Consider the following 20,570-nt stretch of genomic DNA (forward strand, 5'->3'; position numbering starts at 1 on the left):
GCCGTTCCGGGCGGCCCTGCATCTTGGGCGATGTCCTCGCCCGCTCGGCACAGCGGGGAGACCTCGATCCGGAGGAGACGGCCGACCAAGGCGGCACGGCCCGGCAGACTCGCGCCGCCGTCACGCGAATGCCCGGTGCCGCCCAGGCCCGGTGCTCTGGCGTGATACTCACTGGCGCACGCCCGGGTCGCACTTGGCCCTGGCAGCACGGCTCACCGCCGCCTGGGACGGCACGGCGGCACCCGGGCCGACGGCCTCTGAGGGAGTTCACCCTGCCAAAAACGGTGGGTGATACCCATGGACGGCGCCGTTGACCTCGCACCCGGCGCACCCCCGGATCGTGCCGTGCGTCAGCGGCGAAACCGCTGCCGTCTCACGGGAAGGCTCGCTGGAGCTCGGTTCCGGCCGCGACGTGTACGCTCCCGCGGAACGATGCCCTCCGGCTCAGCGGAAAGGGCACGGTGTTCCGCGCCACCTCGGCCGTTCGAGCACGGCCCCATCAGGGAGGTCCCACCGCATGAACCCGTATCTGCGCACCCCCACTGCTCTGACCGTGCTGGCGCTCACCGCCACCCTCGCCGCCTGCGGCACCACCGAGGAGGGCACCGCGAGCGGGAACAACAACGTCACGATAGGCCTGCTGCTCCCCGAGAACGAGACCGCGCGGTACGAGAAGTTCGACAAGCCGCTGATGGAAAAGAAGGTCGCCCTGCTGACCCTCGGCAAGGGCAAGGTGGTCTACGCCAACGCGATGGGGGACGCGGCCAAGCAGAACGCCCAGGCCGACGCGATGATCGCGAGCAAGGTCGATGTCCTGGTCGTCGACGCGGTGGACTCCAAGGCGATCGCCGGCGCGGTGACGAAGGCCAAGGCGGCCGGCATCCCGGTCGTCGCCTACGACCGCCTGGCCGAGGGCCCGGTCGATGCGTACGTCTCCTTCGACAACGAGGACATCGGCCGCCTCCAGGGCAAGACCCTGCTGGATTCCCTGGGCGACAGAGCCAGAAACGGGAAGATAGTCATGATGCACGGCGCCCTCACCGACCCCAACGCCGCCCGCTACAAGACCGGCGCCCGCGCCGTCCTCGACGGCAAGGTGAACATCGGCAAGGAGTACGACACCGCCGAGTGGAAGCGGGAGAACGCGAGCGCCAACATGACGGCGGCGATCTCCGCACTCGGCAAGGACAAGATCGTCGGCGTCTACTCCGCCAACGACGGCATGGCCGGCGGGATCATCTCCGCCCTCAAGGCCGCCGGCGTCTCCCCGCTGCCGCCGGTCACCGGTCAGGACACCGAACTCCCCGCCGTGCAGCGAATAGTGGCGGGCGAGCAGTTCATGAGCGTCTACAAGCCCTACTCCCGCGAGGCCGAGTCCGCGGCCGAACTCGCCGTCCTCCTCGCCCAGGGTGAGAAGATCGACGGAATCATCAATCAGGTGGTCAGCAGCCCCACCACCAAGCGCGTCCCCTCCATCCTCATCCTCGGCGTGTCCGTGACCCGCGACAACATCAAGAGCACCCTGGTCCTCGACAACGTCTACACCGTCGAGGAGATCTGCACCGAGGCCCTCAAGGCCGCGTGCGACGGGATCGGCCTGGAGTAGGACGGCAGGCGGTCGGGGCTCCGTCCCGGCCCGCCGGAACTTGCTCCGCAAGGACTCCCCGGAGGGGCCGCCGATCCCGCGGTCCGGCCGGCGGACATGCCGGCCGTGGCGGCGGCGCCCGCCGTCCCCACGGCTACGGCGACCCCGGTCGGCAAGTGCGCCGGCAGCACGAAGGACATCGACGGCACCGGCCGTGACGGGCCGTGTGCCCGGCCCGGTGCGGGGCCCCGGCGCCCGCACCCGCCCCGCCTCCGGCGGGTTCCGCGCCGCTCCATATCCTCGCCCCATGACGGCCACCATCACCGCGCTCTCCGCCGCGGAACTCCGCGCCCACCGTGACGAACTCGCCGACCTGCTGCTCGCCGTGGTCGACGGCGGATCGTCCCTCGGCTTCCTCGCCGGGTTCGACCGGCAGGACGCCGCCGCCTGGTGGGACTCCCTGCTGCCCGCCGTCGAGGACGGCTCGCTCGCGCTGTGGGTCTCCCGCACCGGCGGCGACGGCCGGATCGACGGCACGGTCAGCTGGTCCCGGGAGACCAAGGCGAACGGCCGTCACCGTGCCGAGCTGCGCAAACTCATGGTCCACCCGGCCGCCCGCGGCCGGGGCACCGCCCGCGCCCTGCTCGCCGAGGCCGAGTCGGCCGCCGTCCGGGCCGGGGTCGTGCTGCTGTTCCTGGACACCGAGACCGGCAGCGGAGCCGAGCGGGTCTACCGCTCCGCGGGCTGGACGGAGGCCGGCACCATCCCCGACTACGCCACCGACCCGGAGGGCCGGCTCCACCCCACGACCCTGTTCTACAAGCAGCTGCGCGGCGCCCACGGGTGACCTCGCCCGCCGCGCGGCGTTAGACCCGTAGCCGCCGGCCACCGAGCGAGGGAGTCCGTATGTCCGCAGCAGCGCCCGCCGCACCACTGACCCGCCGCGCGGTCCTCCGTACGGCCTTCACCGCGGCCGTGCTCGCCGGTACGGCCGCGGCCCTCGCCCCCGTACTGCGCGCCCGGCGCCCCCGGCAGACCCTCACCCCGGCGCCGCTCGCCGAGGAGGAGACCTACCGCGGCCGGCACATCGCCGTCGACGTCGCCGGGGTCCGCATCGACGGCCGCCCGCTGCACGTCATGCGCCGGGCCGACGGCAGCTATCTGAGCGGGATCAATCACTTCCAGTCCTATTCCACGCCACTCGAACTGGCCCGGGCCGCCGTCGACGAACTGGGCACGGCCCAGCTCGCCCTCGCGGCCCCGCACCACGGCTGACCGACCCTCGGGAACGGGAGGAGCCCCGCGTTGCACACCCGGCAGAACCAGAAGAACCTCACCAGCGCCCAGAAGAAGCGCTTCACCACGGCGGTGCTGGCGCTCAAGCGCAGTGGCGCCTACGACGCCCTCGTGCGCACCCACGACAAGTACTTCGTCCCCGACCGCGACCGCAAGCTGCGCGTCGGGCACATGTCCCCGTCCTTCTTCCCGTGGCACCGCCGCTATCTGCTGGAGTTCGAGCGGCAGTTGCAGGAGATCGACCCGGGCGTGAGCGTCCCGTACTGGGACTGGACCGCCGATACCAGCCCGGTCTCCTCCCTCTGGGCGGACGACTTCCTCGGCGGCACCGGCCGGGCGAGCGACCGCAAGGTGATGACCGGGCCGTTCGCGTACGACACGGGCAACTGGACGGTGACCGTGGGCATCACCGAGTCCGCGTTCCTCACCCGCAACCTCGGCCGGCCGCAGAATCCGATCACCCTGCCCACCGCGGCCGAGCTCCAGTGGGCGATCGACGACCCGACCTACGACGTCTCCCCCTGGGACTCCACCGCCACCGCGGGCGGTTTCCGCAACAAGCTGGAGGGCTGGTCGGCCCCCCGGAGCGAGCGATGGCGCAACCACAACAAGGTCCACCAGTGGATCGGTGGCCACATGACCGGCGGTACGGCCCCCAACGACCCGGCGTTCTGGCTGCACCACGCCTTCGTCGACCTGATCTGGGACCGCTGGCAGCAGCAGCACCCCGGCTCCGGCTACCTACCCGCCGCCCCGCTCGCGCTCGGCGACCTCCAGCGCGGCCGGGTGATCGCGATGGACGAGCCGATGCCGCCGTGGAACGTCACCCCGCGCGAGATGTCCGGCCACCGGGGCCTGTACCGCTACGAATGACGCGGCGCGTGCCCCGCGCGCAGCGGGCACGGGGAAGGGCCCCCGCCTGGTGGCGGGGGCCCTCGCGTCGATCAGCCGTTCAGGCGATCAGTGGCCGTAGTCGCCACCCTCGGTGTGGTGGTTGCCGCCGCCGGAGGCGTTGACGCAGGTGTTGCCGAACGCCGGGTTCAGCAGGGCGATCACGTTCACGGTGTTGCCGCAGACGTTGACCGGGACGTGCACCGGGACCTGGAGCAGGTTGCCCGACAGGACACCGGGGGAGCCGACCGCCGCACCGTGCGCTCCGGCATCGGCGGCAGCCAGACCCGCACCGGCGACCACGGCGCTGCCGGTGACAGCGGTGATGGCCAATGCCTTCGCGATACGCGACATCAAGATCTCCTCATGAGAAATGTGGGGCGCCACAGGACCTGTGGCATTTGACATGGCATACAACGCGGGAGAGGCCAAGGGGTCACGGCCTGTGCGCCTACCCGGTGACGGAAAACCGGACGGAGGCGAAGTACGGCCGCACCTGGCCGACCTCCCCGGGCCGCAGGACCCGCAGGGCCCGGCCGGAACACCGGGGGCCCTCGAAGAGGGTCGCCGAGCTCCCGGTCCCGTTGGAGACCGCCCGGGCCCCGCCGCCCTCCGCCTCGACGCACCCCCGCGGCGCGGTGAGGCCGTGGACCCGGTCGTCCTGGCCGACGTACTGGAAGTCCGGACCGGTGGCCGCGTGCGCCGCGCCGGGCAGGAGCGAGGTGCCCGCCAGGAGCAGGGCGGGCACGGCATGGTGGATACGCAGGAATCGCATGCCCGTCCAACCGGACCGGGCCCGGGCCCGGTCACGCCTTGTCACCCGATGGACGGCTGTGCGACGGTGCGGCGTGCGACCGGCACCGTCATCGCAGGAGGACGAGATGAGCGCAGAGGCTGCCGCCGACGGCCGCCGCCGGCCGCGGGCCCGGACGGCGACCGGAGTCGTCGAGGGCCGGACCGGGCCCGGGGGGACGGCCGTCTTCCTGGGCATCCCGTACGCGGCCCCGCCCGTCGGAGCCCTGCGCTTCGCGGCTCCCGCGCCCCCGGCCGCCTGGGACGGTGTACGCGATGCCGCCGCCTACGGGCCGACCGCGCCCAAGGTGCCCTACCCCGACACCTTCGCGGCCCTGCTCCCCGACCCGGTGATCCCCGGGGACGACTGCCTGACCGTGAACGTGTGGACCCGCGACCCGGCCCCCGGAGCCCGGCTGCCCGTCATGGTCTGGATCCACGGCGGCGCCCACACCCGCGGCTCCTCGGCCGTCCCCGTGTACGACGGCTCCGCCTTCGCCCGCGACGGGGTCGTGCTCGTCTCCTTCAACTTCCGCCTCGGCGTACTCGGTTACGGGCTCTTTCCCGGCGCCCCCGCCAACCGCGGCCTGCTGGACCAGATCGCCGCCCTCGCATGGGTCCGCGACAACATCGGGGCCTTCGGCGGGGACCCCGACCGGGTCACCGTCTTCGGTGAATCCGCCGGGGCCATCAGCATCGGCGCCCTCCTGGCCGCCCCGCGCGCGGCCGGGCTCTTCACCCGGGCCGTCCTGCAGAGCGGAGCCCCCGAGGCCCTGCCCCGCCCCCGGGTGCGCGCCATGGTCCGGCGGATGGCCTCGCTGCTGAAGGTGGAGGCCACCGCCGCGGCCTTCACCGCCGTCGCCCTGCCCGACCTGATGGCCGCCCAGGCGGCCGTCCTGCGCAGGTCGGGTCCCCTCCTCGGCGGACCCGCCTTCGGCCTGGTCACCGACCCGGACACGGTCCCGGCCGACCCCCTCGACACCCTGTGCGCCGCGGCCGCCTCCAGTGAGGTGCCGCTGATCCTCGGCTGGACCCGTGACGAGTACCGGCTGTGGCTCGCCCCCACCGGCGGGATGCGGCTGCTGGACCGGCTCGGCCCGCTCGCCGTGGCGCTGGCCCGCGCCCGCTCCGGCAAGGACCGGGCGGCCGTACGGGCGCTGCGCGCCGCGCTGCCCGCCGCGAGCCCCGCCGAACTGGCCGGACAGCTGATCACCGACCGGCTGCTGCGCGACCCGCTGCGCAGGCTCGCCGGGGCGCCGCGGGCGGCGCCGAGCTTCCTGTACGAGTTCGGCTGGCTCTCCGGCCTGCCGGGTCTGGGCTCCTGCCACGCCCTGGAGCTGGGCTTCGTGTTCGACACGCTCGACGTGCCGGAGGCCGCCTGGCTGGCCGGTCCGGACACCCCGCAGGCGCTGGCGGACGAGATGCACGCGGCCTGGGTGCGGTTCGCGGTGACGGGTGATCCGGGCTGGGCGGCCTGGAACGGCGACGGCCCGCCGAAGGTGTTCGGCGGGCCGGAGCTCGATGGTGCGGGGGCGTCGGTGACTACTCGACGGGCCCTTCCATGACCTTGCTGATGTACTGGACCGGCCCCTCGCCCATGTTCGGCACATAGGTCTTGGCGTTGTGCTGGCCGCCCTTGATGACCTTCAACTCGGCGTGGATGGGGCCCTTGTTGCCGTAGGTGGCGACGAACTTCTGCACGTCGGGCAGGGTCTTCTTGTTGTTCTCGCTGTCGCCGACCTGGAAGGCGAGGTAGACCTCGGGGCCCTTGGTGTCGATGAGCTGCTTGGCCAGCAGCTCCGGGTTGTTCTCGGCCTTCTCCTTGTCGTGGCCCTTCCACAGGGAGGAGTCCGGGACGATGTCCGGGCCGGAGGCGATCACGGCCTTGAACTTGTCCGGGTGCTTCAGCACGGCCTTCAGACCCGCGAACCCACCGGTGGAGGAGCCCATGAAGGCCCAGCCGTCACGGGACTTGACGGTGCGGAAGTTCGCCTTCATCAGGTCCGGGACGTCCTCGGTCAGCCAGGTGCCCATCTTGGGCTGGCCGGGGATGTCGGAGCCGTCCCAGTAGACGCCCTTGTCGTCCGGCCCCGGGTTGAGCACCGGCATGGCCAGGATGAAGGGCTTGCTCTTGCCCTCCGCGTACCACTTGCTGATGCTGGTCTGGAGACCGAGGTCGGTGCCCATCCAGTAGTTGCTGGGGTATCCGGCGCCGCCCGGGAGGGCGATCAGGACCGGGAAGCCGCTCTTGGCGAACTTCGGGTCGTTGTACTCCTTGGGGGCCCAGACCCAGACCTTGCCCTTGAAGCCGGACTTCTTGCCGTCCAGCGTGGTGACGGCCACGTGCGTGCCGTCGGGGAGGGTCATCGTGTTCTTGAACTCGGCCGTCGGGCCGGTCGGCATGAGCATCTTGGAGTTCGGCGGCGGAGCGTCGTTCTTCTTGCCGCCCCCCGAGGGCGTCTGCCCGAAGGAGACCGAGGAGCCCTTGTCGGTGAACGGGGGTATCTCGTAGTGGTTCAGCACGAGCGCGGCTATACCGGCGAGCGCGAGCACGGAGGCGCCCGCGATCAGCCACCGGCGCCCCCGCGACCTGCGGCGCGGCGGCTCGGGCTCCTCGTGGTGGCCCTGCTGCCCGTACTGCGGCTGCTGCCCGTACTGCTCCTGCGGTGCGTACTGCGCCTGCTGCCCGTACTGCGCCTGCTGCCCGTAAGGCTGCTGGGGGCGGCCGGGCGGCGGCTGCTGTCCGTACGGCTGGCCGTACTGGTCGCCGTGGGGCGGCTGGGGTATCTGTCCTTCCGGCCGGTACGGCTGGTACTGCTGCCCGTCGGGTGCGTACGACATGTGCGGTGGCTCTCCGGCTGGTGCTGCCCCAGAGGGGCGGGGTGGTCTGACTGCTGGGTCCTTCCGTTCGAAGGATGAACGAAAGCATGTCAGGGTTCCGTACTTTCCCTACTCTTGGGGTGCCCTGGGGGAGGCCATTGCCCGGCACCCTACGACCGGTGGAGTCGTGACCCCGTGACGCCGCGGAGCCGGCCCATGACGTTCCGGCGCCGGACCGGCGTCCCGCCGGGCGAACGCGATCGGCCCTCGCCGCGGCTTCCTCGACCGAGGAGGCCGCGGCGAGGGCCGTGGCGGGAGTGTTCTTCCGTTCTGCGGTCCGGCTCGGCGCCGGTTACGCGGGGATCAGGGTCTTGCGGCGCCGCTTGCGCTGCGCGCCCGCCGACAGCCTCAGCTCGATGATCGACCGTACGGCCGGCCACTCCTCGTCGAGGATCGAGTAGAAGGCCGTACTGCGGACGGCGCCGTCGAGCCCCCGCGAATGGGCCCGGCGGACCCCCTCGCACGTGAAGCCCAGACGTTCCATGGCGGCCCGCGACCGGCCGTTGCGCGCGTCCGCGCGCAACGAGATGCGCCGTACCCCCCAGGTCTCGAAGGCATGGCGGAGCATGAGCAGCTTCGCCTCGGTGTTGATGCCGGTTCCCTGGGCGCCCGGGGACAGCCAGGTATTGCCGATCTCGGCGGCATCGGGGATCGCCGTCGCCGGATCGCCGAACGGGACTCCGGGCACGGCGGGCCAGACCAGAGGCCCCTGCCAGTAGTCGAGTTCCAGGAACCGGGTCGAACCGACGACCCGCCCATCGGTGGCTCTGACCACCGCGAACGGGAGCGATCGACCCGCTGCCTGATCGGCGAGGGCACGTTCGATGTACTCGTGTGACGCCTGCACCCCGTGGGGCACGGGAGTGAAGGCGTAAGTCGTACGATCCTCGGCCCCGGCCACGGCCAGAGCCTCGGTGTGGTGGGGGGCGAGGGGCTCGAGCCGCACGGTGCGGCCCGCGAGGTGTACGGGTACGGGCACGGAGCCTTCGGTCCTTCTGGGCGGTGGGGTGGTTGCACAGTCTGCGTCCATGACGTCGCCCCCCGTGCAAAACACGAGTGAAAGGCAACCGGCTGTCAGGTGAACGCGAGTGGCTCAATGTAGCTCCTTAAAGTCCTCTCATGAACCCCCAATTTGGCAATGGCGTGACACTGATTTCCGGGGACTCGGATCCTCGCCCCGGAGGGCCCGTAATCATGATCGACGGACATCCCTTCAACCGCACGGCGTGTGCCCCCCGGACGGCCGCCCCGGCGCCCGCCGGATGCCACACGATCATGTCTGACCTGCGATGATGCGGATCGGGCCGGGTGACTCCGGGCAAGGCCCCGCCCGGGGGTCCCGCAGCCGGGGCCGCCGCTGTCCCGCCCCGCCCGGCCGTCGAACGCGTGACCGTCGACGGTGTGTCCGTGGAGGGCCCGGCCACGCGGGAGGGACGACTGCGCCACCCGGGTCCGGTACGGCCCCCGCGGGGCCGCCGTAGAGTCGGGGCGAGGCTTCCGTCCGTCGAGGAGGACGTTCATGCTGCGAGGGTTCGCGACGATCAATTTCTGGGCCGACGACCTGGAGGCCGCGAAGGCCTGGTACACCGAGCTCCTCGGGATCTCCCCGTACTTCGAGCGGCCCGGGTACGCCGAGTTCCGCATCGGTGACTACGAGCACGAGCTGGGCATCGTCGACCGGCGCCACGCCCCGCCGGGCGCCGCGAAGGACCCGGGCGGCGCGGTGGTCTACTGGGCCGTCGACGATCTTCCCGCGGTCCACGGGCGGCTCCTGGAGCTCGGGGCGACGGAGTACCAGCCGGTGACCGCGCACGGGGACGGCGCCTTCGTCACCGCGGCCGTCACCGACCCCTTCGGCAATGTGCTCGGAATCATGCGCAACCCGCACTACCTGGAGGTCCTCGAAGGGGCGACCCCGGACCCGGCCTGACCCCGGTCCCGTGCCGCTGAGATCATTTCGGATATGGACGACGTACTGCGGCGACTGGCCGCCGTAGGACCCTTCTTCACGGCCCCCTGCGGGCAGGAACCGCCCGGCCCCGGCTTCCGGCCGCTCACCGCGCTGTACGGGGAGGGGCTCGGGCCGTACGTGGCCGAGGTGGGCCGGCGGATCGGTACCGGGCCGGGCCGGGTGGCCGCCTCGACCGCACAGTTCGGGATCGTCTCCCGGCTCTGGTCGCTGGGGCTCGGGTGCGCGGCCCTGGCCGGCCGGGTGCCGGACCTGTCCGCCGTCCGGGTGTGGTGGCGGCTGCCGGACGCGGGATCGCTGCAGCTGTGGCTGCCCGAGCCCGCCCCCGGCCTGCCGGCCGAGGCGCTCGGGGGGAACGTCCTGGCGAACGTGGCCGTGCTCGACGAGGGCCTGCGCGAGCGTTTCGGGGTCTCGCCGAAGGTCCTGCGGGGGAACGCGGCGTCCGGGCTCGTCGGGGCGCTGCGCGTGCTGATCGACCGGGTGCCGGGCGGCGGGGCCGTGGAGCTGGCGGGTGCCCTGCTGGCCGACGGCGGACCGCTGGCGGGCACCGGTACCTTCATCCACGAGGAGGGGCTCGGGGTGGCGTTCGTGCGGCGCAGCTGCTGCCTCTACTACCAGGTGCCCGGAGGCGGGCTCTGCGGCGACTGCGTGCTGCGGGCGGGGCGGCGGACGGGCTGACGGCCCCCGGCCGGTGCGCGCGGCCGTTCGGAGCAAGGGAGGGCGCGCCGCGCCCCGGCCCGCCACGGGCCCGGCGTACGGTCCGCTGCATGACCGCTCGCACAACGCCCCAGCCCTCCGCACTCACCCGCCGCGCGGCCCTGACCGGCCTCGCAGCGGGTGCCGGGGCGCTCGCCGTCGGGAGCGGGTCCCGCACGGCGGCCGCCGCAGCCGCCCCCGCTGCCGCCGCGCCCGGGCCGTCGGCCAAGGCCGTGGATCCCACACCCGGGGCGATGAAGCTCTTCGACGATCCGGGCTTCAACTTCGCGGGCCTGCTCGCCCTGGGTGCGGCCGGCATGCGTGCCTCCGAGGTGGGCGAGGTGCTGACCGCGGTCAACGCGATCAACGCGGCGGGGCCGTCCGAGCAGACGTTCAGCGACACCTTCCGTGCCTGGGGGGACCGGCTCGCCGCGCCCCCGGCCGCCGGCCGCCACGGCCACGGTGCCCCCTCGCAGACCCGCCGCTTCCGGTCCCTGCGCGCCGCCCAGTACTACGCGCAGGCGCTGTTCTACGTGCTCGGCACCGACCACCCCGGTGACGAGGAGGCGGTCTACCTGGCCGGGCGGGGGGCCTGGGACACCTTCGCCGGGCTCTGCTCACCGGCCGCCGTCCGCGCGGAGGTCCCGTACGGCAGGACCCACCTGCCGGTCTGGTTCTTCCGCCCGGAGGGTCCCGCCGAACCGCGCCCCACCGTGATCCTCACCAATGGCAGCGACGGCCAGAACCTCGACATGTGGACCTACGGCGTGGCCGCCGCCCTCGGGCGCGGCTGGAACGCCCTCGTCTACGACGGACCCGGCCAGGGCCGGCTCCTGTTCGTGGAGGAGATCCCCTTCACCACCCGCTGGGAGAAGGTCGTCGGCCCGCTCGTCGACTGGCTGGAGCGCCGCAAGGACGTGGACAGCGGCCGGATCGCGCTCACCGGCCTCAGCATGGGAGGCAATCTGGTCGCCCGGGCCGCAGCCTTCGAGCACCGCCTCGCCGCCGTCGCCTGCCAGCCGGGCTGTGTCAGCCCCTGGCTGGGATTCGACGCGGAGCTGCGCGCCATCGTCACCCCCGACAAGGAGGAGACCAACCGGGTCTGGAACGAGGAGGTCGTCCCGGAGCTGACGCCGCAGCTCGCCTTCACGGTCAAGAAGCGCTTCGAGATCTTCGACAGGCAGGCACTGCGCCAGGCCCGCGAGGGCGTCGTGCCCACGGACATCTGGACGCCCGCGCAGGTGGCCATGGGCCTCGACATCACCAAGGTGGTCGGGCGGATCAAGGCCCCGACGCTCGTCCTGGACTACGACTCCGAGCTGTTCTACCCGGGCCAGCCGCAGCAGATGTACGACCTCCTGCGCACCCGCCGCGAGTACGTGAAACTGACGGAGGCCACCGGGGCGCAGTTGCACTGCTCCCCGATGGCCCCGCAGCAGCACTGCGACGTCGTCTTCGACTGGCTCGCCGACGTGCTGCTCAGGCGCTAGCCGGACTTCCGGAGGACCTCCTAGAAGGTCAGGTTCCAGGAGTCGATCTTGCCGGTGTCGCCGCCGGCGTTGTCGTTGACCCGCAGCTTCCAGGTGCCGTTCGCGACCTCGGAGGAGGCGTTGACGGTGAAGACCTGGTTGATGTTGTCGGTGCTGCCGCCCGCGCGGTTGTGCACGGTGTAGACGGTGCCGTCCGGCGCGACCAGGTCGACCTTGAGGTCACCGATGTAGGTGTGCACGATGTTCACGCCCACCTTGAGGGTGGCCGGGGCGTTGCCGGTGACACCGCTGACGGTGATCGGGCTCTCCACCGTGGTGTTGTCGCCGATGGCGACGTCACCGGTGTTCTCGAAGTACTTTCCGGGCGGCGGGGTGCTGCCGACCGCCTTCAGCGCGTCGACCTGGCCCTCGCCGAAGAAGCCGTTCTTCGCCGTGGTGCCCTTGCAGCGGCTGTCCGACGGGCAGGCGACGTCGTTGGCCTGGGTGGCCAGCTTGTCGCGCAGCTGCGCCGGGGTGATGCCCGGGTTGGTGCTGGCCAGCAGGGCCGCCACACCGGCGACGTGCGGGGACGCCATCGACGTACCGCTCATGGTGCCGTACTTGCCGCCCGGCTGGGTGCTGTAGATGCCGACGGTGTCGCCGCCCGGGGCCGTCACGTCGACCACGTTCAGACCGTAGTTGGAGTACGAGGCCTTCGCGGTGGTGCCCATCGCCGAGACCGTGACCACGCCCGGGAGCTCGGTCGGGATGTCCAGGCAGGCGTTGGTGATGGTGCGGGTGACCGGCGTCGAGTCGTTCGGGGACTCGGTGTCGGTCGTCTTGTTGGCCAGGTCGATGTTGGAGTTGCCGGCCGCCGCGACCTGCAGCGAGCCCTTGCCCTCCGCGTACTCCTGGGCGCGCTTGACGCCCTCGATGATCGCGGCCTGGTCGGCGTTGTCCGGGCAGTTGAACTGCCACGGGTCCGTGTAGTAGCTGTTGTTGGTGACCTTGAAGCCGTGGTCACCGGCCCACATGAAGCCGCAGACGGTGTTCTCGGCGAAGAAGAGCGAGGAGCCCGGCTCGGCGATACGCACCGAGGAGATCCGCACGCCCGGGGCCACGCCGATGACGCCCTTGCCGTTCTTGGCGGCGGCGACCGTACCGGCCACGTGCGTGCCGTGGGTGCCGACGTCCCGCCAGGCGCCGGTACGGGTGTCCGGCTTGCCGTAGGCGCAGGACGCGGAGTCCGCCGCGTTGAAGTTCGGGGCCAGGTCCTGGTGCTGGTCGTCCACACCGGTGTCCAGGATGCCGACCTTGACGGAGGCGGAACCGGTGGTGACGGCCCAGGCCTGGTCGGCCTTGATCTGGGTCATGTCGGCGCGGACCGGCTCGCCCGAAGGCGTGGTGGCCTGGGCCGGGTTGGCGGGAAGCGCCGGGTTGTAGGCGTCGGCCGGGACGTCCGAGGTGCGGGTGGCGCCGACCTGCTGGACGCCGCTCACACCGCGCATGGTGGTGGCGAAGGAACCGGACGCGGAGTGGGCGACGATCACGCCGATCGCGTCGTAGTACTGGAACACCGTGCCGCTGTTGGCGGTGACGGCGTTGCGCACCGCCGTGGTGTCACCGGGAGCGGTGATCACGAGGTAGGCACGGGTACCGGCAACCCAGGTCGCACTCTGGGAAGTCGGGGCCGCGACCTTGGGGGCGGCCGCCGCGGGGGCGGGGGCCGAGGAGCCGTTGGGAGAGACCGGGGCGGTGCCGGCGAGCGCGGCGGGAGCCCCGAAGGCGAGTGCCGCGCCGAGCGTGGCGGCCAGCACGAGGGTACGTCGAGGTCGGCTGGATATGTGGGGTATCAATGCGTCCTCCGAAGACCCGGTGGTCAGGCCGGGTCGAACGAAACAAGTGGTGGACGCAAGATGTCATGCACACAGCCTGTTACGGAAGTACCTTTTACAGCCGCGGGGTTCGTATATCGGTGGCCGAATACCGACTATGGGTGCAAGTACGGAGAATGCGGCGGCCGACCGGGCTGGGCACCGTGGGGGCGAGCCCTGCCCGGTCGGCCCGCGGGGGGCGTACCGGCTAGACCGGAACCCCGTCCTTGGGGTGGCCCGAGGGCTGCGGCACGGAACTCGAGGTTCCGTCGGAGTCCGCGGAAGCATCGGACTGCGCGGCCTCGCCCTGCGGCGCGGCCCCGTGCCCGTCGTCCACCAGCGTGCTCTCGTCGAACGGCAGCCGTCCCGCGAGCACTTCGCCGGCGCGTGCGTGGTCGAACTCCTTCGTCCACGTTCCGATGAGCACCGTGGCGACCGCGTTGCCCGCGAAGTTCGTCAGGGCCCGGGCCTCGCTCATGAACCGGTCGATGCCCACGATCAGGCCGACGCCGTCGACCAGTTCCGGCCGGTGCGACTGCAGTCCGCCGGCGAGGGTGGCCAGGCCCGCACCGGTCACCCCGGCCGCGCCCTTCGAAGCGATGATCATGAACAGCAGGAGCGAGATCTGCTCGCCCAGCGCCAGCGGCTTGCCCATCGCCTCGGCGACGAACAGCGAGGACATCGTCAGATAGATGGCCGTCCCGTCCAGGTTGAAGGAGTAGCCGGTCGGCACGGTGATCCCGGTGACCGGCCGGGAGACGCCCAGGTGCTCCATCTTCGCGATCAGCCGCGGCAGCGCCGACTCCGAGGAGGACGTCGACAGGATCAGCAGGAACTCCCGGCCCAGATAGCGCAGCAGCGCGAAGACGCTGACCCCGGTGCACACCCGCAGCAGCGTGCCGAGGACCACGAACACGAAGAGCAGACAGGTGGTGTAGAAGCCGATCATGATGACGGCGAGGGACTTCAGCGCGTCGATGCCGGTGGCCCCGACCACCGCCGCGATCGCCCCGAAGGCGCCCACCGGGGCCGCCCACATGATCATCGCGAGTACCCGGAACACCATCTTCTGCACGTGCCCGATGCCCCGCAGCACCGGCTCGCCCGCCGCGCCCATGGCCTGCAGCGCGAACCCGCAGAGCAGCGCCACCAGCAGCGTCTGCAGCACCTCGCCGCCGGTGAAGGCGGACACCAGCGTGGTCGGGATGATCCCGAGCAGGAACTCCGGCGTGCTCTCGGCCCCGCCCGCCTTGGCCTGCGCCTCGCCCGCGCTGCGCGCCGCGTCGGTCAGGTGCAGCCCGCTGCCGGGGTCCAGGAGGTTGCCGACCAGCAGGCCGATGGCCAGCGCCACCGTGGACATGACCATGAAGTAGCCGAGGGCGAGACCGCCCACGGCGCCCACCTTGGCGGCCTTGCGCACGGATCCGATGCCCAGCACGATCGTGCAGAAGATCACGGGCGAGATCATCATCTTGATGAGGTTCACGAAGCCCGTGCCGAGGGGTTTGAGCTCCACGGCCACGCCGGGGGCGGCGAAGCCGACCGCGATGCCGAGCAGCACCGCGGCGATCACCGCGATGTAGAGATAGTGCGTTCTGTCGCGCCTGGCGGCCACGATGCCTCCTGGTGGTGAAGTCGTCCGGGGAGACCATCGCCCAGGGCTGTGACCCCGGTCACCCTTGCGTTCATTGAGTTCACGACCCGGTGCACACTGAGCGCCATGTTCCGCTTCCCTCGCCCCCCGCGCAGCCTCGCCGGGCAGCTCTTCGCCATGCAGGTGCTGCTCGTCGCCGTGGTCGTCGCGGGCTGCGCCGTCTTCGCGTACGCGACCGCCCGAGGCCAGGCCGAGGAGGCCGCCCGGCGCCAGGCCGGAGCCGTGGCCCGGGCGGTCGCGGACTCGCCCTCCGTACGGGAGGCCGTGCGGGGAGCGGCACGCGGGAGCGACCCCTCGGTCGAGCTCCAGCCCTACGCGCAGAAGGTCCGCGTGGACTCCGGGGTCGACTTCGTGACGATCATGGCCCCGGACGGCCGGCGCTGGACCCACCCCGACCCGCGCCGGATCGGCGAGCCCTTCATGGGCAACACCGCCCCGGCACTGCGCGGCGAGACCTTCAGCGAGACCTACACCGGCACCCTCGGTCCGTCCATCCGCGTGGTCACCCCGCTGGAGGACGGCGGCCGGATCACCGGCCTGGTCAGCGCGGGCATCACCGTCCGGGCGATCAGCGACCGGCTCGGCGCACAGCTCTCCGCCCTCGTCTGGGTCGCGGGCGGCGCCCTCGCCCTGGGCGGTGCGGGCACGTACATCGTCAACGCCCGGCTGCGCCGTCACACTCATGGCATGAACGCGGCAGAGCTCAGCCGGATGTACGACTACCACCAGGCGGCCCTGCACGGGGTCCGCGAGGGGCTGCTCATGCTCGACGGGCAGCGCAGGATCACCCTGATCAACGACGCGGGCCGCGAGCTGCTGGGCCTGCCCGGCGACGTCACCGGCAGCGGCGCCGCCGACCTCGGGCTGCCCGCCCCGCTCACCGGCGCGCTGCTCGCGGACCGGCCCCGGGTGGACGAAGTCCACCTGACCGCGGACCGGGTGCTGGTGGTCAACAGCTCGCCGGTCGCCGGCGGCGGCCGCCGCGGCACCGTGGTCACCCTGCGCGACCACACGGAACTCCAGGCGCTGACCGGCGAACTGGACCACGAGCGGGGCTTCACCCAGGCGCTGCGCTCCCAGGCCCACGAGGCGGCCAACCGGCTGCACACCGTCGTCTCGCTCATCGAACTCGGCCGGGCGGACGAGGCGGTCGACTTCGCCACCGCCGAGCTGCAACTCGCCCAGGCCCTCACCGACGAGGTGGTCACCGCGGTGGGGGAGCCGGTGCTGGTGGCGCTGCTGCTGGGCAAGGCCGCCCAGGCGCACGAGCGGGGTGTCGAGCTGGTCGTCACCGCGGACAGCCGCAGCCTCGCCGAAGGGGGCGGGCTGCCGCCGGCCCGGGACCTGGTCACCGTGCTCGGCAACCTCATCGACAACGCGGTCGACGCGCTCACCGCCGTACCGGGAGGCCGGATCGCGGTGACGCTGCGGCCCGAGCCGGACGAACTGCTGCTGCGGGTCGCGGACAACGGGCCCGGGCTGCCCGAGGGGGTGGACGTGTTCCGCCGGGGCTGGTCCGGCAAGGGTGAGGGCCGCGGCCTCGGCCTCGCGCTGGTCCGGCAGGTGGCGGAGCGCTACGGCGGCGCGGTCGTCGCCGCGCAGGGCCCGGGCGGTGGAGCGGAGTTCACGGTCCGCCTGCCGGTCGTGGCCACGCCCGCCACGGGTCCGGGGGGTCCGAGATGAGCGGGGCGGACGTACGCGTGCTGATCGTCGAGGACGACCCGGTGGCCGCCGACGCGCACGCGCTCTACATCGGCCGGGTGCCCGGCTTCACCGCCGTCGGCGCCGTCCACTCGCTCGCCGAGGCCACCCGGTTCCTCGAACGGACCCGCGTCGACCTGCTGCTCCTGGACCTCGGCCTGCCCGACGGGCACGGCCTGCGCTTCGCGCGCGGGCTGCGCGCCGCCGGACATCCCGTCGACGTGATCGTGGTGACCTCCGCGCGGGACCTGGCCGTGGTCCGCGAGAGCGTCTCCCTCGGCGTGGTCCAGTACGTACTGAAGCCGTTCGCGTTCCCCACCCTGCGCGAACGGCTCCTGCGGTACGCCGAGTTCCGCCAGACGGCGGGCGAGGCGGCCGGCCAGGACGACGTCGACCGGGCGATGGCCGCCCTGCGCGCACCCCGCCCGGCCGAACTCCCCAAGGGGCTGAGCGCCCCGACCCTGGACCGGGTCGCCGCACTGCTGCGGTCGGCGGCCGAGGGGCTGACCGCAGCGGGGGCGGCCGAGGCGGCCGGGATCTCCCGGATCACCGCCCGCCGCTACCTGGAGCACCTGGTCGACACCGGCCGCGCGGACCGAACCCCCCGGTACGGCCAGGTCGGCCGCCCCGAACTGCACTACCGCTGGCTGGCGGCAGAGGGCGCGGCGGCCGGCTCGGTGTCGAAGGTGTAGAACTTCCGGTGGTCCAGCATGTCCGCCGGGGTCACGTTGTTCCAGGGCCGCATGGTGTCGTTCAGGTCGACGACGTTCTGCGTGCCCGCGCCCGGCAGGTACGTGGACTGGGGGTGCTTGGCCTGCCAGTCGGCCCACAGCTTGTCGATGAAGGCGTGGTGCATCCAGAACACCGGGTCGTTGGGGGAGACCCCGGTGGACATCTGCCCGCCGACCCACACGTGGACCCGGTTGTGCAGGTTGGCGCCGCGCCAGCCCTCCAGGTTGTTGCGGAAGCCGTTGGAGGAGCTGTTCCACGGCGCCATGTCGTAGACGGGCATCGCGAGGACGGAGTCGACCTCGGCCCTGGTCGGCAGCTGGGCGACGGCCGCGCCGAGGTCCCGGCGCAGGTAGGCGCGCCCGTCCACCCGGACATTTATGTTCCACTTGCCCGTCGCGTACGCGAACGGACCGTCCATGACCTGCCCGTCGCGAGCTCGCCCGGTGCCGCCGAGGAAGTCGGCGGCGAAGAGGGAGGCGCGGGAGGTCCGGTCCACGGTCCAGTCCCAGTAGGGGAGCGCCACGCTCGCGTCCACTTTCTGCAGCGCCTCCTCGAACTCCAGGAGGAAGCGCCGGTGCCAGGGCAGGAAGGAGGGGGAGCGGTGGCCGACGCGGTCGCCCGAGTCGGTGTCGCTCATGATGAAGCCGTTGTGGGTGGTGACGAAGCGGTCGTAGCTGCCGTTGCGCTTGAGCTCCAGCAGCGCCGAGGTGAAGGCGCGCTTCTCCTCGGGGGTCAGCGTGGCCTGGTTCTTGCGGACGGTCATGCCGCACCTCCGAAGGGAACGAGGGCGGCGCCCTGGAGATCGCGGACGGCGGCGCGGGCGAGCAGCTTCGGGTCGGCGAAGGTCTCGTAGTGGTTGATGACGCTGATCCAGCTGCCATCGGCGTTGCGCATGATGTGCAGTTCCCGGCCGTCTATTCGGACGGTGGGCTGGCCGGGCGAGTGGTGGCCGCCGTGGTGGCCGCCACCGCCGGCGGTGATCTGGATCCGACGGCCCTGGTAGACCTCGTCGACCGTGCCCGGGGTGGTGGGCTCGGTGGTGGTCGCGGCGGCGTTCGTGGCGCCCGCGGCGGCGGCGGTCAGACCAAGGGCGGTGAGGGCACCTGCAGTTGTCCCCAAGGCCTGACGGCGAGTGATCTTCTTCATGATCCGAAGAGGTATCAGGACTCGGGACGGGCTTGGCCTGTATCCGGACATCGACGGATAAGTTTCCGATCGAACAACTTGGATGATCTTCCCGTCCGGAGCGGCTCCGGAGGCTCGGACGGGAAGATCTGCGGAATGAACTCTACTGGACAGTAATTTCTTCTGGACGAGGGGGGCGGTATGTGCGGGATCACACTGCAGAGTCGGCCGGAAGCAGAGCGTCAGGCCCGGGCCGGCGCGGAGGCGGGTGACTCTGCGGTGGCCGCGACGGGGACCTCCGGATGATCTTTGATGAACACGACCCGCCGATCGCGGCCGAGTGGGCCGGGCCGAGCGGGGTGCCGCCTCCGTGCCCTGTTGCCGGCGGGTGTCGAGTGGTGTCCGGCGGGGCCGCCGCCGGCGGAGGTCTCGTCGACCGGTCGGTCCGCCTTCTGGGGTATAGGTCGTATTTGCGCATATAGTCCCGACATGGCTCTTCATGAGACGAAGGACGCACGCGCCCAGGACGCCGACACGGACGTGTTCGCGTCCACGCTGAGCGGCCAGATCCTCCCCAAATACAGGATTCCTGAGGACCACTCACCCACCGAGGTCGTCTACGAACTGCTCCGCAACGAGCTCCTCCTGGACGGCAACGCGGCCCAGAACCTGGCCACCTTCTGCACCACCTGGTCGGACGAGGGCGTGCACCGCCTGATGAACGTCTGCCTCGACAAGAACATGATCGACAAGGACGAGTACCCGCAGACCGCCGAGATCGAGTCCCGCTGCGTCAACATCCTGGCCGACCTGTGGAACGCCCCGGCCGGCGCCACCGCCGCCGGCTGCTCCACCACCGGCTCCAGCGAGGCCGCCATGCTCGGCGGCCTCGCCCTCAAATGGCGCTGGCGCGAGCGCCGTCGCGCCGCGGGTCTGCCCACCGACCGGCCCAACCTGGTGTGCGGTCCGGTCCAGGTCTGCTGGGAGAAGTTCGCCCGCTACTTCGACGTCGAACTGCGCCAGGTCCCGATCGAGGCCGGCGCCACCGGTCTGCAGGCCCATCAGCTCGCCCAGTACGTCGACGAGAACACCATCGGCGTCGTCGCCATCCTCGGCGTCACGTACACCTGCGACTACGAGCCCGTCGCCGAGATCGCCGCCGAGCTCGACCGGATCCAGGCCGAGCACGGCTGGGACGTCCCCATCCACGTGGACGGCGCGAGCGGCGGGTTCGTGGCGCCCTTCCTCCACCCCGACGTGGTGTGGGACTTCCGGCTGGAGCGCGTGGCCTCCGTCAACACCTCCGGCCACAAGTACGGGCTCGCGCCGCTCGGAGTCGGCTGGATCGTCTGGCGCACCGCCGACCTGCTCCCCGCCGACCTCGTCTTCAACGTCGACTACCTCGGCGGCGACATGCCGACCTTCGCCCTCAACTTCTCCCGTCCGGGCGGCGAGATCATCGCGCAGTACTACCTGTTCCTGCGCCTGGGCCGGACCGGCTATCGGCGGGTCCAGGAGGCCTGCGCCGACACCGCCCAGTACCTCGCCCGGCAGATCGCCGACATGGGCCCCTTCACCCTCCTCTACGACGGCCGGGGCGCCCTGCCCGCCGTCTCCTACAAACTCACCGACCCGGACGCCACCCCCTTCAACCTCTACGACCTCTCCGACCGGCTGCGCATGCGCGGCTGGCAGGTGCCCTCGTACCCGCTGCCCGCCGACCGCGACGACACGGTCATCCAGCGCGTCCTCGTCCGGCACGGCGTGACCCGCGATCAGATGGCCCTGCTCGTCACCGACCTGCGCGCCGCCGTCGACCACCTGACGGCCACGCCCCCGCCCGAACCGGCCACCGCGCCGCGGTCCGGCTTCCACCACTGACCCGCGCCGGGTTGTAACGCGCGTC

At 71.9% G+C, this 20,570-nt stretch carries 19 protein-coding genes; 11 read left to right on the forward strand and 8 right to left on the reverse strand.

Annotated elements, in window-relative coordinates; translation table 11 throughout:
• The first annotated feature begins 517 nt into the window (after positions 1–517).
• From ACXNSR_RS36935 to ACXNSR_RS36950, 4 genes are all read left to right on the forward strand, one after another.
• Positions 518–1,606 carry a sugar ABC transporter substrate-binding protein gene (locus ACXNSR_RS36935; protein ID WP_458639699.1) on the forward strand — a complete coding sequence of 363 codons (1,089 nt, stop codon included), beginning with the start codon at positions 518–520 and terminating at the stop codon, positions 1,604–1,606.
• 286 nt (positions 1,607–1,892) lie between these two features.
• Positions 1,893–2,432 (forward strand): GNAT family N-acetyltransferase, encoded by a 540-nt coding sequence (locus tag ACXNSR_RS36940; RefSeq protein ID WP_458639700.1) that lies wholly within the window; start codon positions 1,893–1,895, stop codon positions 2,430–2,432.
• Between the two features lie 59 nt (positions 2,433–2,491).
• Positions 2,492–2,860 (forward strand): tyrosinase family oxidase copper chaperone, encoded by a 369-nt coding sequence (locus ACXNSR_RS36945; protein ID WP_458639701.1) that lies wholly within the window; start codon positions 2,492–2,494, stop codon positions 2,858–2,860.
• Between the two features lie 30 nt (positions 2,861–2,890).
• Positions 2,891–3,754: a tyrosinase family protein gene (locus tag ACXNSR_RS36950; RefSeq protein WP_458639702.1), complete on the forward strand. Its 864-nt coding sequence runs from the start codon at positions 2,891–2,893 to the stop codon at positions 3,752–3,754.
• 87 nt (positions 3,755–3,841) lie between these two features.
• Here the strand turns inward: ACXNSR_RS36950 and ACXNSR_RS36955 are convergent, their stop codons facing one another.
• Together ACXNSR_RS36955 and ACXNSR_RS36960 are read right to left on the reverse strand one after the other, a co-directional pair.
• Positions 3,842–4,126 carry a chaplin gene (locus ACXNSR_RS36955; protein ID WP_458639703.1) on the reverse strand — a complete coding sequence of 95 codons (285 nt, stop codon included), beginning with the start codon at positions 4,124–4,126 and terminating at the stop codon, positions 3,842–3,844.
• A gap of 97 nt (positions 4,127–4,223) precedes the next feature.
• Positions 4,224–4,547 (reverse strand): hypothetical protein, encoded by a 324-nt coding sequence (locus tag ACXNSR_RS36960; protein ID WP_458639704.1) that lies wholly within the window; start codon positions 4,545–4,547, stop codon positions 4,224–4,226.
• A 106-nt stretch (positions 4,548–4,653) separates the two neighbouring features.
• On the opposite strand from ACXNSR_RS36960, the gene ACXNSR_RS36965 reads away from it, so the two are divergent.
• The gene (locus ACXNSR_RS36965; RefSeq protein ID WP_458639705.1) at positions 4,654–6,129 is read left to right on the forward strand and encodes a carboxylesterase/lipase family protein; all 1,476 of its coding nucleotides are present in this window, start codon (positions 4,654–4,656) and stop codon (positions 6,127–6,129) included.
• Here the strand turns inward: ACXNSR_RS36965 and ACXNSR_RS36970 are convergent.
• Both ACXNSR_RS36970 and ACXNSR_RS36975 read right to left on the reverse strand, forming a co-directional pair.
• Entirely contained in the window at positions 6,107–7,405 is a 1,299-nt protein-coding gene (locus tag ACXNSR_RS36970; protein ID WP_458639706.1) for an alpha/beta hydrolase, read from the reverse strand. The genes ACXNSR_RS36965 and ACXNSR_RS36970 overlap by 23 nt on opposite strands.
• A 331-nt stretch (positions 7,406–7,736) precedes the next feature.
• Positions 7,737–8,423, reverse strand: coding sequence for a GNAT family N-acetyltransferase (locus tag ACXNSR_RS36975; RefSeq protein WP_150261243.1), 687 nt, complete (start codon positions 8,421–8,423; stop codon positions 7,737–7,739).
• Between the two features lie 540 nt (positions 8,424–8,963).
• Here ACXNSR_RS36975 and ACXNSR_RS36980 point away from each other — a divergent pair.
• The 3 genes from ACXNSR_RS36980 (at position 8,964) to ACXNSR_RS36990 (ending at position 11,599) form a co-directional block, all read left to right on the forward strand.
• Complete coding sequence (locus ACXNSR_RS36980; protein WP_458639707.1) at positions 8,964–9,374, forward strand: VOC family protein; 411 nt, start codon at positions 8,964–8,966, stop codon at positions 9,372–9,374.
• Positions 9,375–9,407: 33 nt separating this feature from the next.
• Entirely contained in the window at positions 9,408–10,091 is a 684-nt protein-coding gene (locus ACXNSR_RS36985; protein ID WP_458639708.1) for a (2Fe-2S)-binding protein, read from the forward strand.
• A gap of 89 nt (positions 10,092–10,180) precedes the next feature.
• On the forward strand, positions 10,181–11,599 hold the full coding sequence (locus tag ACXNSR_RS36990) for an alpha/beta hydrolase family protein (protein ID WP_458639709.1): 1,419 nt from the start codon (positions 10,181–10,183) through the stop codon (positions 11,597–11,599).
• Between the two features lie 20 nt (positions 11,600–11,619).
• Here the strand turns inward: ACXNSR_RS36990 and ACXNSR_RS36995 are convergent, their stop codons facing one another.
• Together ACXNSR_RS36995 and ACXNSR_RS37000 are read right to left on the reverse strand one after the other, a co-directional pair.
• Positions 11,620–13,395 carry a S8 family peptidase gene (locus ACXNSR_RS36995; RefSeq protein WP_458639710.1) on the reverse strand — a complete coding sequence of 592 codons (1,776 nt, stop codon included), beginning with the start codon at positions 13,393–13,395 and terminating at the stop codon, positions 11,620–11,622.
• Between the two features lie 265 nt (positions 13,396–13,660).
• Positions 13,661–15,067, reverse strand: a complete 1,407-nt coding sequence (locus ACXNSR_RS37000; protein ID WP_458639711.1) for a cation:dicarboxylate symporter family transporter — start codon at positions 15,065–15,067, stop codon at positions 13,661–13,663.
• Positions 15,068–15,172: 105 nt separating this feature from the next.
• Here ACXNSR_RS37000 and ACXNSR_RS37005 point away from each other — a divergent pair, with 105 nt between their 5' ends.
• A complete protein-coding gene (locus tag ACXNSR_RS37005) occupies positions 15,173–16,789 on the forward strand; it encodes a sensor histidine kinase (RefSeq protein ID WP_458639712.1) in 1,617 nt (538 codons plus the stop codon).
• Entirely contained in the window at positions 16,786–17,499 is a 714-nt protein-coding gene (locus tag ACXNSR_RS37010; protein WP_458639713.1) for a response regulator, read from the forward strand. The genes ACXNSR_RS37005 and ACXNSR_RS37010 overlap by 4 nt, the downstream gene beginning before the upstream one ends.
• Here ACXNSR_RS37010 and melC2 read toward each other — a convergent pair.
• Both melC2 and melC1 read right to left on the reverse strand, forming a co-directional pair.
• Positions 17,445–18,302, reverse strand: a complete 858-nt coding sequence (gene melC2 / locus ACXNSR_RS37015) for a tyrosinase MelC2 (RefSeq protein ID WP_458639714.1) — start codon at positions 18,300–18,302, stop codon at positions 17,445–17,447. The genes ACXNSR_RS37010 and melC2 overlap by 55 nt on opposite strands.
• Positions 18,299–18,685 carry an apotyrosinase chaperone MelC1 gene (melC1, locus tag ACXNSR_RS37020; RefSeq protein ID WP_458639715.1) on the reverse strand — a complete coding sequence of 129 codons (387 nt, stop codon included), beginning with the start codon at positions 18,683–18,685 and terminating at the stop codon, positions 18,299–18,301. The genes melC2 and melC1 overlap by 4 nt, the downstream gene beginning before the upstream one ends.
• 468 nt (positions 18,686–19,153) lie before the next feature.
• Between melC1 and ACXNSR_RS37025 the strand changes: the two genes are divergently transcribed.
• Entirely contained in the window at positions 19,154–20,545 is a 1,392-nt protein-coding gene (locus ACXNSR_RS37025; protein WP_458639716.1) for a glutamate decarboxylase, read from the forward strand.
• The last annotated feature ends 25 nt before the right edge of the window (positions 20,546–20,570 follow it).

It is taken from the genome of Streptomyces sp. NC-S4 (genome assembly GCF_054353315.1).

Bases quoted from the DNA above. Each gene is read 5' to 3' on its own strand.
- ACXNSR_RS37010 (WP_458639713.1), top strand. From the start codon at position 16,786: ATGAGCGGGGCGGACGTACGCGTGCTGATCGTCGAGGACGACCCGGTG.
- ACXNSR_RS36965 (WP_458639705.1), top strand. From the start codon at position 4,654: ATGAGCGCAGAGGCTGCCGCCGACGGCCGCCGCCGGCCGCGGGCCCGG.
- ACXNSR_RS37025 (WP_458639716.1), top strand. From the start codon at position 19,154: ATGGCTCTTCATGAGACGAAGGACGCACGCGCCCAGGACGCCGACACG.
- ACXNSR_RS36935 (WP_458639699.1), top strand. From the start codon at position 518: ATGAACCCGTATCTGCGCACCCCCACTGCTCTGACCGTGCTGGCGCTC.
- ACXNSR_RS36945 (WP_458639701.1), top strand. From the start codon at position 2,492: ATGTCCGCAGCAGCGCCCGCCGCACCACTGACCCGCCGCGCGGTCCTC.
- melC2 (WP_458639714.1), bottom strand. From the start codon at position 18,302: ATGACCGTCCGCAAGAACCAGGCCACGCTGACCCCCGAGGAGAAGCGC.
- melC1 (WP_458639715.1), bottom strand. From the start codon at position 18,685: ATGAAGAAGATCACTCGCCGTCAGGCCTTGGGGACAACTGCAGGTGCC.
- ACXNSR_RS36960 (WP_458639704.1), bottom strand. From the start codon at position 4,547: ATGCGATTCCTGCGTATCCACCATGCCGTGCCCGCCCTGCTCCTGGCG.
- ACXNSR_RS37005 (WP_458639712.1), top strand. From the start codon at position 15,173: ATGTTCCGCTTCCCTCGCCCCCCGCGCAGCCTCGCCGGGCAGCTCTTC.
- ACXNSR_RS36985 (WP_458639708.1), top strand. From the start codon at position 9,408: ATGGACGACGTACTGCGGCGACTGGCCGCCGTAGGACCCTTCTTCACG.
- ACXNSR_RS36940 (WP_458639700.1), top strand. From the start codon at position 1,893: ATGACGGCCACCATCACCGCGCTCTCCGCCGCGGAACTCCGCGCCCAC.
- ACXNSR_RS36990 (WP_458639709.1), top strand. From the start codon at position 10,181: ATGACCGCTCGCACAACGCCCCAGCCCTCCGCACTCACCCGCCGCGCG.
- ACXNSR_RS36980 (WP_458639707.1), top strand. From the start codon at position 8,964: ATGCTGCGAGGGTTCGCGACGATCAATTTCTGGGCCGACGACCTGGAG.
- ACXNSR_RS36970 (WP_458639706.1), bottom strand. From the start codon at position 7,405: ATGTCGTACGCACCCGACGGGCAGCAGTACCAGCCGTACCGGCCGGAA.
- ACXNSR_RS36955 (WP_458639703.1), bottom strand. From the start codon at position 4,126: ATGTCGCGTATCGCGAAGGCATTGGCCATCACCGCTGTCACCGGCAGC.